The following is a 16513-nucleotide window of genomic DNA, read 5'->3' on the forward strand; positions in this document are numbered from 1 at the left end:
CTCCTCTTTAATAAACAAATTAAGAAAACCTTTGGAGAAAGGAACTCTCTCACCTTTTTTATTTGAGGGCTTTAAAGAGTACCAGAGTCAAAGGAGGCCTAGAAATGAAGATACATCAAGTATCCATTGACTCTTTCCCTGGCCGGAACCGTGGAATAATAACGGTTTTAATTAAAAAAGGCGGCCAAGAAGGGAATGTTCAGCTCTCTTTTGACCTTTTCGAGGAAAAGCCTTTGAAAGAATAGCGGAATAATTTCTGCCTCTGCCTGAGAAAGATAACGGGTGGAGGTGATTTTATGAGACGACGAGTACAAATTAGCTCTATCCCCGAATCAAATCCGGTTTCAAACGTGTGGATCCAACACTTGATAGCGCGCCTCCTAATTGGTGAGCTTAATATCCCACACAGATTGCAGGCAAAATTACTTTATGAATTATCCAAAGAAAGAAAGGACGTAGATTAGATGAATGTTATTAACAGCCAGAAAAAGCACGTTTTCTTCCGGCGAGTAAGTACAGCAGGACAAGATATCATAACACAGGAAGCTGCTGACCTTCCTTTCCGGGAGAAACTGCCACACAATGGAATTTTGATTATTGATGAGATTGCCACTTCGGCAAACAAAAAATCAATCAGTGAAAGGCCAGAGATGCAAAGGCTTACTTCATTGATAAAGGAGAATAAAGTTCACAGTATTTATGCCTTTGACCGGAGCCGCCTATTTCGGGATTTTTACGAAGGCATGGAGTTTAATGACTTGCGCGCCAAATATAATGTCCAAGTGATTTACACATCAGTGGGAAACGGGAACATGCCAGCAAGTGATGACGTATTCGTAGAAGGATTACTGAGCATGTTTAGTGACATCGAGGGCAAAAACATTGCTCGCAGAAGCCGAGAGGCAAGATTGAGATATCCTGCTAAAAAATTCGGTTATCAAAAACAAAAAGAGACAAAGCGTTTCTTGCACGATACTGCTAAGCAGGAAAGCGTACAACAATACTTTACTGCTCTTCGGGAAATTAGTTCCCTTGATGACTTATATAAGGTGGTAAAGGAGTATCGAAAAAAATTCAAGAAAACAGACGAACAATTAATCTCAATGGCTACAGATCCATTTTACGCGGGATATGACCTGGAAAAGGGGACAAATAAGCTGCATCATGTCACCCCTTATATTTCTATTGAAGAATTTTTACAAATCCAAAGAAGTAAAGGTGACTTTTTTAAAGCTTTTCTTGAACGAAAAAAATCGCTAAAGGGCCAAAATGTTTACTCACCATATTGCGCCTATTGCCGGAAGCCTCTTAATTACAAAATTGAAGAAGAGACCAACAGTGCCTATTATTCTTGTTCCAGAAAACAACATTCCAAAATCACTGTGTCGTTTTCAGAGCTTACTCAAATAATCAGGCACGTATTGGATCAAATTATTCAAAACTTTGATAAAGGCAACCTAATTACTCACTCTATCCATTTTTACAGGGCAATTAAAAAGCTCCTGGAAGCAGAATTGAATAGGATCGACCAAAGCCTCAATGGAATCATAGAGGAATTAGTCCTTGAATCTGATGATTATTCTTCTACTTGGAAGGATGACCCTAGATATAAACGAAAACAACTTTTAAAACAGGAGTATCAAAACTGCCTGGAACAAATCAAAGAAAATCAAAACGCTCTCCAGCAAAATAAATCTGTCATTAAGGTGATTGAAGGGGCACTAATTAACCAGGCTAATATAAATCCCCTAATGCTTTATGACATGCTTATAAATGGAGTATGGATTTATGTGGATAACATTCAGGTAGATGTTTTCTTTTTTGATTATCTGCAGGAAATGGAGAAGGAAATTATTTACGAAGGAGAAGAGACAGCATGACTTTCGCATTCGGTTATATCCGTCGTTCATCTTATAAACAGCAGGAAAACAATAGTGTTGAAATACAGAAAGCCCACATCCTGGAGTACGCCCGGAGGAAAGGACTGAGTGTCCCAGAGGATTTTATCATTATAGAGGATGTTACGAGTGCATATAACAAACGAGCTAATCAACGAAAAGAACTGATGCGGCTCAAGGAATTGATGATGGAAACAAAGATTCCTACCGTGATCTTTTATGAAGAATCCCGAATGGACCGGACAGCTTACACGTTTGTACTAGACTTTTATAGACCATTAAAGGAAGTTATTCCGGACATTTTATTATATACAACCAATTCCGAAAATCCCTTCAATCCAGATAATGAACAAAACAAAATCGCTCTTTTACTTTACCGACAAGAATCAGAAATTAAATCAAACCGCGCAGTCGGGAATTTGATTGCCCATTTAGAAGCAGAGGAAAAGACACGGCCAGGCTCCAAGGTTCCCTTTGGATATAAGCAAGTTAATAAAATGCTTATTCCTAATGAGGATGCCGAGATTGTCACTTTTATCTATTACCTTCATAGCTGGGGTGTATCAATGGGAAAAATAGCAACCATTCTGAACGAAGCTGAAGTACCTTCACCATCCAATAAAGAATGGAGATCAAGCAGCATTGAAAACATTTTAAAGAACCCTGTTTATACCGGAACGCTAATATGGGATATTCAAAAATCAAAAAATGAAAGAAAATATGAATTCCTGGATTTCCATGAACCCTTAATTGATAGCTTCCTCAAACAGATTAGTGATATTAATAATCAGCTTCAAAAAAGTTTCGGACGCCTGGAAACCCCTTTCCTCTTTTTAAATAAACTAACCTGCGCTGACTGTGGTGATAAATTGGACAACCAAAACGGTTCGACCAAAAGGAACGGCATTTCATATCTATACCAATATTATGTATGCCGGAACTGTGACTACAAACTAGCAATCGATGAATTACATGAAAAACTTTTACCCCAGACTTTCAAACATGTCCAATCTTTTATAACTGCGCCAACAATAAAAACAACATCAGAAGAATACCTTACAAAATTCCAACAAGCCATTAAAAAAAATATAGCCAAATTAAAAAACTCTATTGACAAAGCTCAATCAAAGGGTTGTATTGCAAAAGAACAAGGTGATATGGAACTAGAAGAAATAGCTGTCTCTTTGGAACAAAGATACCAAGCCACCATTGATGACCTTGTTTCCTACTCAAAAACTGTCGATGAATTGAAAGGAACGCAAGATTCGGATGTCTTTTTTCATCGCTTCAATCAAATATTAGATGATTCACTGGCCATTACAGAGAAAAGGCTAATCATTCTCTACTTTGTGAATGAAGTTTTAATAACGCCGGAAAAGCCTCCAAAGCTTATCTTTTGCGAAAACTTCTTTGAACAATTACTTCCAATGGATAAACTCCAGAAACTCAGAGGAACTCAAATGGACAAACTACCGAAACCTATTTCACCCACCGGGATACAAAATACCGACATTTCTTAAGCGCCCTGTCTACAGGGCTATCCTTTAAGGAATGTTCGGTAGTCCATCCAAATTGGTATACCAATTTGGATGAATAACAGAAACCGATATCCATAGTATGGACGAAAAACCGAAAAATAACCAACTTAGAAAAAATACTAGGAGAGAGAAACAATGAAGGTAATTAGGTCATATGCAGGGCCTGAAAATGCAGTTAATGTAAGGGTCCTCCTGCAGCAACTTTTAACATTAGAAATAGAAAAAATGGTGAATACTAATCCTGTAAACTCACCAGCATCTCATGAAAAAATTACTCTAGGTGGTGATTGTGCATGAGATGTGCAGTATATGCTCGTGTTTCAACAGAATTGGATTCCCAAAGGACCTCAATTGAAAATCAGATCGATATTTTCCGGGACTACACTTCCAAGCAAGAAAATTGGGAGATTATCAAAGTCTATACAGATAAAAAATCAGGCACTAAGGAAAATCGGCCCGGATTAAAAGCTCTGATTCAAGATGGAAAAAACGGATTGTATGATGTGATTTTAGCCAAAGAGCTGTCCCGACTTGCGCGTAATGGTAAGCTATCATACGAGTTACGGGATATGTGTAACGACCATGGAATTCATATTGTTTGTATGGACAATTCCATTAATACTATTGAAGGCAATACCAACAACTTTGGGTTATATGCCTGGTTGTATGAAAACGAATCAGCCAATAGCAGACGGAGAAACAAACAGGCCAAGCGGGTTAAAGCTTTAAGGGGAAATTTTGTAGGTTCACATCCTCCCTACGGATATGGCTTGGAAAACGGTGTGCTGAAAATAAAAAGCGATGATACCCCCAATATCGTCCGCCGTATATTTCAGGATTATTTAAGCGGAACTGGTATGGACACTATCGCGAAAAATTTTACAGCAGAACAAATTCCTACTCCCGCTCAGGTAGCAAATAAAGCAAATGCTTCGGATCTATGGCATTCTTCTACAATTAAAGGTATCTTAAGTAACCGGCACTATGTTGGTGACCTTGTCCAAAGAAGGTCTGAAACAATATCAGTAATCTCTTCTAAACGGCGTCAAACAAGTGAGCAGGAATATATCATTAAGGAAAGCGCACATGAAGCAATAATAGCCAGGGAGCTTTTCGAAACCGTTCAGGTAATGATGTCAAATAGGACCAGAATTGGTACCGCTCCTCAGAAACACCTCTTTACCAACGTCCTTTATTGCGAAGAATGCAATAAAGGTATGTGGTATAAAGCAAACCAAAAAGGCTATAGGTGTGGAGGTAACATTAAACATGGAACCCATTTCTGCCAAAGTAAAGTCGCCGTTCGGGAGAAGGAACTTAAGAATGTGATATTGGAAGACCTGAAGGAATTGTTCAAAACAATAAGCAACGGCGCCTTCATGGAAACGATGGTCGGCAAACTAAATTCCAAAAAACAATCCGTTCAAAAAGAATTAAATTCCATCTTAAAAGAGATTGAGATGTGCCGGAAACAAAAGCTTGATCACGTGAATTTGTATACCGAAGGCATCTTAAACAAGGAAGATTTAATGGAATTAAAGCAAACACTTGATGCCAAAGTAGAATCACTCCTGATTAAACAGGCTCAACTAAATGAGGACTTAATTGAGTGCGAAAATAAGGATCATATTACTACCCTTAAAGAAAAGCTTAGTGACTTGCTTAACCTTAAGGATTTAACGCCTCAAATACTGAACTCATTAGTTGAAAAAGTGACCTGCCAATCAGATGGAACAATTCACATCAAATACAGCTTTGAAAATCCATTGCAGGAAACATGAGAAGGCAACTCCCTTAAGGGTTAGTTGCCTTCTTTTAAAATGAGTTGCGAGACACACTCAACATGCGCAGTCTGCGGAAACATATCCACAGGCTGAATACCATTTACCTTATATTTAGAGCTCAGAACTGAAATATCCTTAGCCAATGTTGATGGATTACACGAGACATAAACCACTTTCTTCGGCTGGACCTTCAAAATAGTCTTTAACAGCTGCTGGTCCAGTCCTGTTCTTGGCGGATCGACAATGATGACATCCGGCTTCCAGCCTTCTCTTGTCCATTTCGGAAGCCATTCTTCTGCTTTGCCGACCACGTATTGGGCATGCTTGATTCCATGGCGGGCCGCATTTTTCTTTGCGTCTTTAATGGATTCCCTGATGATATCCATGCCGCGGATTTCGGCAGCCTGATCAGCTACCCATAGCCCAATCGTTCCGACACCGCAGTATGCGTCAGCTACTTTTTCCTTGCCTGTTAAAGCCGCTGCTCTTTTGACTTCATTATAGAGCTTGACCGTCTGTTCAGGGTTCAGCTGGAAGAAAGTCCGGGCCGATAGTTCAAACTGAAGGTCTCCAAGTGTTTCCTGGATAAAGTCGCTTCCATCCAGATTCGTGGTTTCCTGTCCAAAAATAATGGAGGTTTTTTCACCGTTCACATTTTGAATGATGGACTTTACTTCAGGGAGCTCACTTTTTATTTTTTCGATAATAATCTCTTTTTTAGGAAGCTCTTTTTGAGCTGTAATTAATACGATCTGCAGCTCGCCTGTCTGTATTCCCACCCTGGCAACGATGGTTCTTACGATGCCTTTGCGGTTTCTCTCATTATAAATGGGGATTCGCAGGTCCTGGAGAATCCGCTTCACTGCTTCTGTCGCCTTTGTTGTCTGCGGATGCTGGACCGCACAGTGCTCTATATTAATCAGACGGTGTGAATTCATGCCATATAAACCGGCCAGCACCTTCCCGTCTTTTTGGCCAACCTGGAACTGGCTTTTATTTCTGTAGCTCCATGGATCTTCCATTCCAATGGTTTCTTTAATATCCAGCATCTCAGGATTAAGCTTTGTGTGCCGTTCTAAAGCTTGAATAATGATATCCCGCTTCTCCTTCAGCTGCTGATCATAGCGGAGATGCTGCAGCTGGCAGCCGCCGCACTCATGATAGACCGGGCATGGGGGCTGGACGCGGAACTCCGATTTTTTGCGGATTTTCTTGATCTTGGCCTCAGAAAACTTTGGATTTACCTTTGTTGCTTCTGCTACAATTTCCTCGCCAGGCAGTGCCCCAGGGACAAATACGACCTGCCTTTTAAAATAACCGACACCTTCGCCATTGATGCCAAGCCTTTTGATTGTCAGCGGGAACGTCTGTTTTAGTTTTAATTTAGCTGTTTGTTCTTGTTTCATGATCCTTCATCACTCCAAATTACTCGATGCTTCTCCACAAATAAAGCGAAGCATAGCTCAAATAAGGATTCCAGCTCTTTGAAAATGTCTCCATTTCCTCCAGAGTCGGTTTCGCTTCTAATTTATATAATTTTTTCAAGGCATTCTGGATGCCAATGTCTGCAGCCGGAAAAAGATTTGGCCGGCCAAGCCCGAACATTAAGAAATTCTGGACAGTCCAGGGACCGACACCGCGCAATTTGATCAGTTTATCATAAATTTCTTCATCTGAAAGGTTTTTAAGCTCATCAAAGTTTATATTTCCCGCGGCTGTTTCTTTTGCAATGCCAATGACATATTCCGCCTTCCGTCCGCTGAACTGCAGTTCCCTCAGGTCCTCCACCTTAAGTTCTGCCACTTTTTCAGGCAGCGGATAGAACCACACACCGTCTTGTTCAAAGCCAAAAGTTCTCACAAACCGTTCTGTCAATGTGTGTGCGAATGTAAGATTCAGCTGCTGGTGAATAATGCATTTCAGAATACAGGCATATGGATCAAAGTCGAGAACAATAGGTGTTCCATAATGCGCTTCAAATATCGGCTGTAATTCTGTGTTTTGAAAATGCCTGTGAATAGTCTCAAGCGGCAGATGCCATTGGAAAATTTCCGATAAGCGCTCAGCTGCTTTTTCTTTTAAGGGGCCATCCGTTCCGGAAATTAAAAATTCCGGCTGTTCCGTCGTTCCGATTGCCTTTACTTCTGCCACAACCGGCTGACGCTTAAGCATCAGGGGCACTTTCACAGACCTTTCCTCTATATTAACCTGATTAAGAGGATCGTTCGAAAGCCTGTCCAGTACAAGATCAAAATTATAAGGTCCTTCTACTTGTATCTTTTCCAAGAAGAATCCGTCCTTTATCATTTTCCCCGATTATAGCATTTTTTGCTGTTATTTTTCTAAAATTGTTCGCTTATGTAAAAATAGACCCTGAAGAACGGGTCTATTTCATGCAAATATTGAAATTCAGCTGTTTTACCGGCCGAAATTGGAGATTTACCGGCCATTTTAAGGAAGATACCGGCCAAAGTACATTATTTACCGGCCGAATTAAAGGTTTTACCGGCCAAACCTAATCAGTACAGCATCCGCTCCCCAATCGCCTGCTCCCATGTCAAGTCGTCAAGGCTCTTAAACGTGTACCCGCGTTTTTTCAGATCCTGAATGGCTTTTTCAAGAGCATCGGCATTGTCCTTTGAGACTGTGTGCAGAAGAAGAATACAGCCCGGGTGGATCTGGCGCATAATATTGTCATAAGAATACTGCCAGCCTTTCTGTCGATCAGTGTGCCAGTCGACAAAAGCAAGTGACCAGAATACATGCGTGTAGCCTTCCTTTTTAGCAAGAGCCAATGTACGCTCACTGAATATCCCGCGCGGCGGCCGCAGATAAGCCATATGCTTAACACCTGTCAGCTTTTCGGTTTCAGCACGGACCATTTCGAGCTCCTTGATGAATTTCTCATCGCTCACTCTTGTCATATCAGGGTGATGCCAGGAGTGATTGCCTATGATATGCCCTTCAGCCGCCATCCTCTTGACGAGATCGGGTGCGCTTTTTAAATAATGCCCAGTTACAAAAAAAGCAGCAGGGACATTTTCCTTTTTTAAAACGTCCAGGACCTGTCCGGTATAGCCGTTTTCATAACCATTATCAAAGGTTAAATAGATCTCCTTTTTGCTTGTATCGCCTTTATAATAAGAGCCATGCCTTGCAAGGAGGGAGTCGAGCGGCTTGCCTGCTTCGGCGGACACCTCATTTTTTGCCTTTTTAAATCCCCAATGAACCGGCGAGTTGCCGTAGTTTGCATAAGCTGTTCCGGAAAAAAACAGAATAAATACACTCAGGAAGATACTTAATTTTTTCATCTGAGCTCCTCCAATATTTTTTCTTAGTGTTTGTGAATGAAAAAAAAACATTCACAGGGCCGGCTGGCAAAAATGCACAAAAAAAGAGAGACCGCATGCAGTCTCTCTCGTTCCAATATTAAAATACACGCTCTTTAAATTGAGCCAATTTCTCAAGTGAAGATTTATCTACATCACGATGAAGGCTGTTGCCGTGGGAATCCATTGTCACAACTGCAGTAAAGCCTTCAACCTTAAGGTGCCACATAGCTTCAGGAATACCGAATTCCATCAGATCCACACCTTCAACAGACTTGATGCAGTCTGCATAATATTGTGCAGCTCCTCCGATTGCATTTAAGTAAACGCCGCCATGCTCCTGAAGTGCTGCCAATGTTTTCGGCCCCATTCCGCCTTTTCCAATAACAGCACGGATGCCAAACTTCTTCATGATATCGCCCTGATAAGGCTCCTCACGTATACTTGTAGTCGGACCGGCTGCTTTGACATGCCACTGGCCGTCTTCATCCTTCATCATAACCGGACCGCAGTGATAAATAACCTGTCCATTAAGGTCAACAGGAGCATCATGATCTATCAAATGGTGGTGGATGGCGTCGCGTCCCGTGTACATCATGCCGTTGATTTGAACGACATCACCGACCTTAAGACCGCGAATCTGTTCTTCCGTAATCGGCGCCTGCAGTGTCACGATGTTTGTTTGCTCTGCTGTTTCTGCTGCTGCCGCTGTCTCCAGTTCAGCTTCAGTTGCACCAAAGTCGATGTGCTCGCCTTCCTGGTACATCCATTCATTAATATCGCCAGTTTCCATGCTGACTGCCACGCCAAGTCGGCGGAACGCCCAGCAATTATAAGCAACAGATACGAAGAAGCTGGCCGGAATGCGGTTCATCACACCGACTTTACAGCCTAGAAGCGTTGTTTCCCCGCCGAAGCCCATTGTTCCGATGCCAAGCTCATTGGCATTTTCCATCACATAATCTTCAAGCTTGCGAAGATCTTCATTCGGGTTCACATCATCTACAGAACGGAACAGCTGCTCTTTCGCCAGGTCATAGCCTGAAGAGCGGTCTCCCCCAATTCCTACACCGATGAAACCGGCGCTGCAGCCCTGTCCCTGGGCCTGGTAAACAGAGTGCATGATGCACTTGCGGATTCCATCCAGGTCGCGTCCAGCGCGGCCAAGGCCGTCAAGTTCACATGGAAGGCTGTATTGGATATTTTTATTTTCACAGCCGCCGCCTTTTAGAATCAGGCGTGCGTCAATATAGTCTTTTTCCCATTGCTCGAATTTAATAACGGGAGTGCCAAAGCCAAGATTGTCCCCGCTGTTGGCTCCTGTCAAAGAATCAACAGAGTTCGGGCGAAGCTTTCCGTCCTTGGTTGCCTGGACAATTGCGTTTTTAATTGCTTCTTTCATGACCATCTGGTTCGCACCGACAGGCGTCTTGATTTTGAATGTCGGCAAGCCGGTATCCTGGCAGATTGGCGACACATTATCATCAGCCATTTTAATATTATTGGTAATCGTATCCAGGCTCATTGCCGCTCTAGTGCCGGCATTTTCTCTTTCTTTCGCTGATTTAATCGCACGGCGCACGTCACGCGGAAGATTTGTGGATGTCTCAACAATCAGCTGATACATGCTTTCCTGAAATTTGTCGATATTCATTGCTTTAGTCCCCTTCCCTTTGCTCCCTATATCGCTATATCTTTTATGAAAATTATAATTATTAATCGTCTATCATTATACTCCTATCTTGATTGTATTTAAAGACAAAGGTTGCAATCGTTTACAGGGTGAAAAAGGAAGCTTCGGCAAACAAAAAAGAGCCCTCAGGCTCCTATTGTTAATCGCGGTTATTAAATTCACGGCATTTGGATTCGAGGTCATCGATCATTTCAATCAGACGGTCGATGTCTTCGATTTCAGTGTCTTCCGGCTCAATAGCTTCCAGTACGTCCAGGAACATATTTAAGCGCTGTTTGAGAAAAGTAACCTGTGAATTTTTATCTTGAATCGGACTGCCCAAAACGTTCTCTCCTTTCGTCTCGATTACATCCTACATGAAATCTGCTGTTTCAGCAAATAAGTATTTTTACTTAATATACCCGTCAATGCCACCCTGCAACATGAAAACTGATTAAAAATCATCCGTTTACTGTCTTCCTTTTAAAGGAATAGAAACTATATAGAAGGGAGGCTAACCATGCTTTTTTCCAGCTGGCAGGACATATGGAGAGTTCTCTCGATTGGGGCAATGAGTTATATATTCCTGGTCATATTCCTAAGGATAGCAGGAAAAAGAACCTTAACCAAAATGAATGCATTTGATTTAGTGGTGACAGTTGCCATCGGATCTACCCTTGCCACTATTTTTCTTAATAAACAGGTATCACTTGCCGAGGGATTGACTGCTTATGTACTATTGATCAGCCTGCAGTATATCGTAGCCTGGCTATCTCTTCATTCAGCCACATTCAATAAGTTCATAAAAGCCAGTCCAGAACTTCTCTATTATAAAGGCCATTTCGTTGAATCGGCTTTAAAAGAGAATAGGGTTTTACGATCAGAAGTGCTGCAGGCAGTGCGCTCTGGCGGTCATTCCTCAATGGATGAAATTGAAGCCGTTGTGTTTGAAACTGACGGCAGTATGTCAGTCATTCAAAGGAGCAGTTCAAACAGCACGATGAGCACCCTTTCAGATATTGGCCAAAAGGAAAGCTGATGCCAAAACGGCATCAGCTCTTTATTTGCTCCTCAGTAATTCCGGCTGCCTTCCCTTCACGGCTGGAGTCAGCCGCTCCATATAAACGGCCTTTCTCCCGGTCGATTTGGATGGCCTGTACATTTCCGATCCTGCTTGGCTTATCTCCAAATTCATACCCCATGGACTCCATTTCTCCCTTGGATTCCATGCTGATGCCCGGCTCCCATTCAATAAGCGGGCCTGTTGTGGCAAAGATCCGGGGTTCTTCAATGGCTTCCTTTAAATTCATGTTATGATCAATAACATTCACGATCGTCTGAAAAACCGAGCCTATAATGGTTGGTCCGCCTGGAGAACCGAGTGTCAGGACAGGCTGATCATCTTTAAACAGAATCGTCGGGCTTTTACAGCTGACCGGCCGTTTGTCCGGTTTTGGTTCATTGATGCCGCCAGGGTTGGCATCAAAGTCTGTCAGCTCATTGTTTAATAAAAATCCGTATCCCTTTACCATAATACCTGACCCAAATGGGTGCTCAACGGTTGATGTACATGCAGCAATATTGCCCCATTGGTCGACAACTGTGAAATGGGTCGTTTCACTTTTCTCTAAATCATCCGGCTGGCGGATAATCTGCTGTGGTTCGCCCTCCTGGTATTTCCATGGGTTCCCAAAATCAATGGCATCATTTCTTCTTTTAAAATTAATGGCTTTGACCCTTTCAGCAATATAATCATCATGCAGCAGCCCTTCAATCGGGAGATCTGAAAATTCCGGATCACCTGAATAGGCAACCTTGTCAGCAAACGCCAACCGCATGGCTTCTGTAATCAGATAGTACTTCTCCCAGGACTTTGGATCATATTGGTTTAAGTCAAACTTCTCCAGGATCTTCAGTATTTGAATGACGGTTACACCGCCTGCACTCGGAGGAGCGGACGATGCAATCTTATAGCCTTTATATTCGCCCCATACCGGTTCATCAATCGTAAGACGGTAATTCTTCAGGTCCTCAAGCGTCATAAAGCCGCCTTCTTCTTTAAGAGTTTCTACAATGGCTTCAGCAATTTCTCCTTCGTAAAAAGAGGCTACACCTTCTTTTTGCAGAATCCGGAATGTCTTGGCTAAATGATCCTTGACTAACCTGTCACCTTCTTTTAGGGATTTGCCTTCAGGGAAATAAAAGGCTTTAGCCTCCTCACCAAGCCTGTAATGAAAGTTCTGAAGGGCTTCCGCCATTACCCAGTTCACTTCCACACCGCTCTCAGCAGCTTCAATTGCAGGCTGGATCAGATCGGCTAACGGCCTGGAACCATGTTCCTCAAGAGCTGTATCAAAAGCTTTTAGGATACCCGGAATGCCCACCGCAGACCCATGTGTAGAGCGTTTGCGAAAATCGATCACTTCCCCGCTGTCATCGAGGAACAACTCCGGATGCACGCCTTTTGGCGCCCGTGTGTGGCCATCATATATTTTTACATCTTTCTTTTTATTGTCGTATACCATTAAAAATCCGCTTCCGCCAATGCCTGTCATCATTGGTTCTACGACATTGAGAGCAAATTGGATGGCTGCTGCAGCATCCACTGCATTGCCGCCCTCCCGCAATATTTTTTCACCAATATCTGTGGCAACTGAATGAGGACTCACGACCATCCCCGCAGTACCAACAGCCGTTTCTCTTTCGTGTGATTGTTTTTCCATATCGTTTGATAATGATTTCCCTCGTCTATAACCCATAATGTAACCTCCAAAAATTGTCCTGTACCTATAATTAAGGGTTACCCCCTCATCGAAAATATAAAACAGCCATCATTAGGAAAAAACACCAATAAAAAACCTCCACTCCTAAGAGCAGAGGATTTTTAAAATTTATTACAGGTTGTTGCTGTTTTTTTGAGTCTCAGGACTGTAGGTAACTGCACTTTCACCGCGCTCTGCCGGAAAAGCAGTATTTGTGCTGCTCACTGAGCCTGTACCTTGATAGTTTGAGCCTGTGGAAGTTCCACTGTTTTCTACAGGGCTTTCCATTAATTCCGAGCCTGCCTCTTTCACTTTTGAACCAATATCAGCCAGCTCGCTTTTCGCTTCCTTCGCTGTTGACATTGCGTCGGTTGACACTTCCTTTACCATGTCCATATTGCCGAAAACATCTTCATTTACACGCTGATATAAACTCTGGGCGTCTTTAATGGCATCTTTCAGGGTATTGGAAGCACTCTTGAATTGGTTAATCATGTTTTCTTTTACATCACCGGGATTTTCCCTTACTTCTGAAATGAGATTGGCTGAAGAATCCTTAAGATCCATCGCTTTCGTTTTCACTTTCGTTCTTGTTGAGGTATCAAGCATAGCTAAGGCTCCGCCAATAATACCGCCAATCACAATCCCTTTCATCAGCTTGCTGTTTTGTCCATTGTCATAATTCATGTCCATATTCTGACCGTAATCTGACCTCAAAGCAGTTGTTGTGTTTGTCGTATTATAAGTGTTATTCTGTTCCATGTTCATTCCTCCTCTTTAGTTAAAAAGTGTTTCTCGTTTGATATTGAGTTAATTCCCGCAGGAGGAGAAATTAAACGTAATTATGTCATTTTTAGTACTAACTATCGATTGACAATAGATCCCAAAGATTAAATAATGACAAAGGACTTAGATTTTTAAGGAGCTACATATGAAAACACAACTTTCACCCATCACACCGGAATATGATCCATGGGAAGCATATTCCGACATTGATCAGCACGGAAAAATGGTGCTTTCAAATATTGAATTTACCACAACCGTCTTATGCAATATGCGCTGCGAACACTGTGCTGTCGGCTATACCCTTCAGCCGAAAGATCCTGACGCACTGCCAATTGATCTGCTTCTGAAAAGGCTGGATAAAATCCCCCTTTTAAGATCACTGAGCATAACAGGCGGGGAGCCGATGCTTTCCAAAAAATCAGTTGAAAATTATGTTGCGCCGCTGCTGCGCTACGCACACGACAGAGGGGTCAGAACACAGATCAATTCAAATCTGACGCTTGAGTTAGCCCGTTATGAAAGTATTATTCCTTTTTTGGATGTCCTTCATATTTCTCATAACTGGGGAACGGAGGAGGACTTTATTGAAGGCGGCTTTGCAATGATGGAACGAAAGCCGACAATAGAACAGCGCCAGCGCCTTTTTTACAGGATGATTGAAAACAGCAGGGAGCTCGTAAAAGCGGGGGTAATGGTTTCCGCTGAAACCATGCTTAATAAACGGACATTGCCTTATCTTGAGAAAATCCATAAACAGATTACGGAAGAAATGAACTGTCAGCGCCATGAGGTGCATCCTATGTATCCCTCAGACTTCGCCTCCTCATTAGAAACGTTAACTCTTGAAGAAATGAGATCAGCCATCCACCATCTTCTCGATGTCCGGAATGAGGATACCTGGATGCTGTTTGGCACCCTGCCCTTTTATGCCTGCAGCAGCGAGAAGGAAGACCTGGAGCTTCTAAGAAGACTGCACTTATCCAAAAATGTGACGGTCCGTAATGATCCAGACGGAAGATCACGTCTTAATGTTAATATTTTCACGGGTGATGTCATTGTTACTGACTTTGGTGATACCCCGCCGCTTGGGAATATCCAGAAAGATCAGCTTGAGGATATTTATCAGAAATGGAGCAGAACGGAACTCGCCGATTCCCTGAACTGTCATTGTGCCGGTATTAAATGCCTTGGCCCTAACGTTCTTGTGAAGAACAGCTATTATAAAGAAACAAATTTTAAGACGCGACGCTCGAATATCTAAAAAAATCAGCCAGCCCGAATCGTGGGCTGGCTTTACTAATTACAAAAAAACATCAATTTTGAACGTCGATAACTGCCTAGCTCCACAAGGAACGCTTCGACAGCATCATCATCGCACGGCTAAAAGCGTTAGCTTTTAGGAGGAGCGCACTACCTCCTCGAGGTGTCGAGGGTGGGCACCAAGGAAAGCTTCCTTGGATGATCTTCGCAGGAACAAGCGATTTTGGCTTGTTCCGAAGGCGCTTCCGCTTTTCTTATTATCTTGGCCTTTCTGAAACAACAAACCCGAATGTCACATGATCCTGAATCGGAATCCAGGCACCTATTCCCTGTGAAGTGACATTTTTAATGACGATCATTTTTTTGCTGCCTTTCAGCATCAAATACACTTCTCCATACGTGACTTTCCCCTTTTCATTGATGGCAGGAGCATAGCCGTATAGATAGCCTAATCTTTTAGGCGGAATATTATAGATATGATCCTTTTTGGTGCCTGCGCCTATAATTGTTTCAAAAGCAAGAGGCAAACCTGATTTCTCCATGGCCTTGAGGAGCATCATCTTTTTAACATCCTCGGCATTGGGAACCTTGGCAGTAAGTCCCCCGCGGACAACCTTCTGGGCTTCCTGCACATAATGAATCTGGTAAGGCGCCTTGCCGCCCCGGTTATCGAAATAATTCGTGTTTATCCGCTGATATTCCCAATTTGGGGAGGTTTCGGCAGACTCATAATTTAACGGCCACTGACCGAGATAGACGATCGCTCTATAGCCAAGCGCGAACGGAGTGCTGCTGACAGAGGTTTCATTCAGCATCCGGATGAGATCCGGATTTTCGATCGTAACCTTCGATGAATCAATGAGCTGCTGGGTTAATTCGCTCGGCTGCAGCGTCGGCATATCCTGCGCAGGGTTCGGATACGTATTTTCCTTCGTTACATTCAGCACCGAATTAGGGATAGTGATTGCTTTCGGCGGCTGTTTTGCCGGCTTCTCAGACCCTTTCTGCGCTTCTGCGGCCGGATGGAATGACAGCAATAGTATAAGACCTAAAAAAAGAATGCTTACGTATTTTTTCATGGTGTCTTTCTCCTTTCAAGTCACAATCTTTTTAGGTTGATATTAGTTTTTTCGGAGAAAGGGGATATTATCCCTCCCATGCAAAATAAGCTTTGTTTCGATTATTTTGTAACAAAATTGTAAAAATCAGAATATTTACAAATATCAAATAAAGGTTTATAATGAGATTACTAAATTAAAGGAGGGCAGTGGAAATCAACCCCACTATTATGTAAAAGGAGGAGAATCGTTTTTTTGTTAAGTCATCTGCAAGTCAGGTTAATGATCAAAAATCAGCATGAAGGTTGGTGATCAATGACAGAAAGCGAACAGAACCATTCTCTGAAAAAACATAATCCTTTAAAAAAAGTACTTAAATACCCATATAAATAACCGGCCCTGAGATTTTTCAGAGCCGGTTTTCTG

Annotated in this window: 15 protein-coding genes; 7 read left to right on the plus strand and 8 right to left on the minus strand. The window is 42.4% G+C overall.

What is annotated here, in order from left to right:
* Positions 1 to 104 precede the first annotated feature (104 nt).
* The 5 genes from NYE23_RS15750 (at position 105) to NYE23_RS15770 (ending at position 5217) form a co-directional block, all read left to right on the plus strand.
* Positions 105 to 245, plus strand: coding sequence for a hypothetical protein (locus tag NYE23_RS15750; RefSeq protein WP_341079142.1), 141 nt, complete (start codon positions 105 to 107; stop codon positions 243 to 245).
* Positions 246 to 464: 219 nt separating this feature from the next.
* A complete protein-coding gene (locus tag NYE23_RS15755; protein ID WP_341079143.1) occupies positions 465 to 1880 on the plus strand; it encodes a recombinase family protein in 1416 nt (471 codons plus the stop codon).
* Positions 1877 to 3418, plus strand: a complete 1542-nt coding sequence (locus tag NYE23_RS15760; RefSeq protein ID WP_341079145.1) for a recombinase family protein — start codon at positions 1877 to 1879, stop codon at positions 3416 to 3418. The genes NYE23_RS15755 and NYE23_RS15760 overlap by 4 nt, the downstream gene beginning before the upstream one ends.
* A 153-nt stretch (positions 3419 to 3571) precedes the next feature.
* Positions 3572 to 3733 carry a hypothetical protein gene (locus NYE23_RS15765; protein ID WP_341079147.1) on the plus strand — a complete coding sequence of 54 codons (162 nt, stop codon included), beginning with the start codon at positions 3572 to 3574 and terminating at the stop codon, positions 3731 to 3733.
* Positions 3730 to 5217: a recombinase family protein gene (locus tag NYE23_RS15770; RefSeq protein ID WP_341079148.1), complete on the plus strand. Its 1488-nt coding sequence runs from the start codon at positions 3730 to 3732 to the stop codon at positions 5215 to 5217. Before NYE23_RS15765 ends, NYE23_RS15770 begins: the two co-directional genes overlap by 4 nt.
* A gap of 20 nt (positions 5218 to 5237) precedes the next feature.
* On the opposite strand, the gene rlmD is transcribed toward NYE23_RS15770, so the two are convergent.
* From rlmD to NYE23_RS15795, 5 genes are all read right to left on the minus strand, one after another.
* Positions 5238 to 6626, minus strand: coding sequence for a 23S rRNA (uracil(1939)-C(5))-methyltransferase RlmD (gene rlmD, locus NYE23_RS15775; RefSeq protein ID WP_341079149.1), 1389 nt, complete (start codon positions 6624 to 6626; stop codon positions 5238 to 5240).
* Positions 6627 to 6645: 19 nt separating this feature from the next.
* Positions 6646 to 7527: a DNA-3-methyladenine glycosylase family protein gene (locus NYE23_RS15780; RefSeq protein WP_341079151.1), complete on the minus strand. Its 882-nt coding sequence runs from the start codon at positions 7525 to 7527 to the stop codon at positions 6646 to 6648.
* Positions 7528 to 7739: 212 nt separating this feature from the next.
* Positions 7740 to 8531, minus strand: coding sequence for a delta-lactam-biosynthetic de-N-acetylase (pdaA, locus tag NYE23_RS15785; protein ID WP_341079152.1), 792 nt, complete (start codon positions 8529 to 8531; stop codon positions 7740 to 7742).
* A 118-nt stretch (positions 8532 to 8649) separates the two neighbouring features.
* The gene (locus NYE23_RS15790; RefSeq protein WP_341079153.1) at positions 8650 to 10203 is read right to left on the minus strand and encodes a fumarate hydratase; all 1554 of its coding nucleotides are present in this window, start codon (positions 10201 to 10203) and stop codon (positions 8650 to 8652) included.
* 178 nt (positions 10204 to 10381) lie between these two features.
* Positions 10382 to 10564 carry an SE1561 family protein gene (locus NYE23_RS15795; protein ID WP_035326476.1) on the minus strand — a complete coding sequence of 61 codons (183 nt, stop codon included), beginning with the start codon at positions 10562 to 10564 and terminating at the stop codon, positions 10382 to 10384.
* Between the two features lie 177 nt (positions 10565 to 10741).
* Here NYE23_RS15795 and NYE23_RS15800 point away from each other — a divergent pair, with 177 nt between their 5' ends.
* Positions 10742 to 11260 carry a DUF421 domain-containing protein gene (locus tag NYE23_RS15800; protein WP_341079155.1) on the plus strand — a complete coding sequence of 173 codons (519 nt, stop codon included), beginning with the start codon at positions 10742 to 10744 and terminating at the stop codon, positions 11258 to 11260.
* 13 nt (positions 11261 to 11273) lie between these two features.
* Here the strand turns inward: NYE23_RS15800 and ggt are convergent, their stop codons facing one another.
* Together ggt and NYE23_RS15810 are read right to left on the minus strand one after the other, a co-directional pair.
* Complete coding sequence (gene ggt, locus NYE23_RS15805) at positions 11274 to 12980, minus strand: gamma-glutamyltransferase (RefSeq protein WP_341079157.1); 1707 nt, start codon at positions 12978 to 12980, stop codon at positions 11274 to 11276.
* A gap of 135 nt (positions 12981 to 13115) precedes the next feature.
* Entirely contained in the window at positions 13116 to 13745 is a 630-nt protein-coding gene (locus tag NYE23_RS15810) for a hypothetical protein (RefSeq protein ID WP_341079159.1), read from the minus strand.
* 169 nt (positions 13746 to 13914) lie between these two features.
* On the opposite strand from NYE23_RS15810, the gene yfkAB reads away from it, so the two are divergent.
* Positions 13915 to 15030 (plus strand): radical SAM/CxCxxxxC motif protein YfkAB, encoded by a 1116-nt coding sequence (gene yfkAB / locus NYE23_RS15815; RefSeq protein WP_341079161.1) that lies wholly within the window; start codon positions 13915 to 13917, stop codon positions 15028 to 15030.
* Between the two features lie 256 nt (positions 15031 to 15286).
* Here yfkAB and NYE23_RS15820 read toward each other — a convergent pair whose 3' ends face one another.
* The gene (locus tag NYE23_RS15820) at positions 15287 to 16108 is read right to left on the minus strand and encodes a YfkD famly protein (RefSeq protein WP_341079162.1); all 822 of its coding nucleotides are present in this window, start codon (positions 16106 to 16108) and stop codon (positions 15287 to 15289) included.
* Positions 16109 to 16513: the final 405 nt, after the last annotated feature.

The sequence above is a fragment of the Cytobacillus sp. FSL H8-0458 genome (assembly GCF_038002165.1).
Lineage (GTDB): Bacteria > Bacillota > Bacilli > Bacillales > Cytobacillaceae > Cytobacillus.